This window comes from Neisseria sp. HMSC078C12, assembly GCF_001838065.1.
In the GTDB taxonomy this organism is placed as follows: Bacteria; Pseudomonadota; Gammaproteobacteria; order Burkholderiales; family Neisseriaceae; genus Neisseria.
This window is the reverse complement of the sequence record NZ_KV835620.1, coordinates 1-983: the sequence shown is the minus strand read 5'-3', so window position 1 is coordinate 983 and position 983 is coordinate 1. Positions and strand designations below refer to the sequence as shown.

Annotated in this window: 1 pseudogene; it reads right to left on the bottom strand. The window is 58.8% G+C overall.

What is annotated here, in order from left to right:
- A pseudogene (locus HMPREF2596_RS11670) lies at nucleotides 1-983 on the bottom strand (RHS repeat family protein); the annotation flags it as partial.

Below are 983 nucleotides of genomic sequence, written 5' to 3'. Positions count from 1 at the left end.
TCGAGTTCGTAACGGCTGGCGAGCTTACCCTGGGTGCGGTAGATTTCACGGTGCAGCCGATCACGTTCGATGTCGGTGATGACTTCGTCGTCGAGGCTGATTTGGTGCAGGTGGCCGCTGCCGTAATACAGATAGTTGATCTGTCTGCCGTCGGGCAGGACGGTGGCGGTACGGTTGCCGTTGAAGTCGTAGTGGTAGCGGATGCTTTCGGTAACGGGCAGATACAGCATGTCGTACTGCGCATCGCGCCAGTCGGTTTCGGGCAAACCGTTTCGGGCGTTCTCTTCCTTAGTCGGTACCTTCCATTGGTGCTGGCCGATGATTTGGCCGTTGCCGTTGTAGTCGAAGCAGGTGATGCTGTGGCGGTTGGCGGCACGGACGAGGTTGCCGTCCAAGTCGTATTGGTAAACGGTTTCCTGAACCTTGTCGTTGTTGCGGGCGAGGGTATGGATTAAGCGGCCCAATACATCGCGTTTGAACTCGGTAATCCGCAGCGGGGTTTGGCTGTCGAGGCCGTCTGAAAGCGGGGCGGCGTCTTTTTTGGGAACGGGTTGTCCGCCCAGCTGCGCCATCAGTTTGGCGGCAAGGGAGGCGTCGTCGCCATATTCGCGTTGCTCGACCAGTTCGTTGCCGGCGTTGTAGCGGTAGCCGGTCAGCTTATGGTCGAAACCGCTTTCGGCAATCAATCGGTCGAGGACGTCGTAGGCAAAACGGTAGCGCGCACCATTTTCATTGGTGAGGCCGACTAAGCGGCGAGCTTGGTCGTAATGGTAGCCAAAGGTATGGCCCAGCGCATTGGTGCGTCGGGTCGGCAGACCGTCCTGGCCGTATTCGTAGGCGGTGGTGTGGCCTTCGGCATCGGTATGGGTGGTCAGACGACCTGCGCCATCGTAGCCGAAGGTCTCTTTGCTACCGTCGGGATAGAGGGCGAGGGTAAGGTTTTGATCGGCATCGTAGTGGTATTCGGTGTGCTGTCCCAGCGC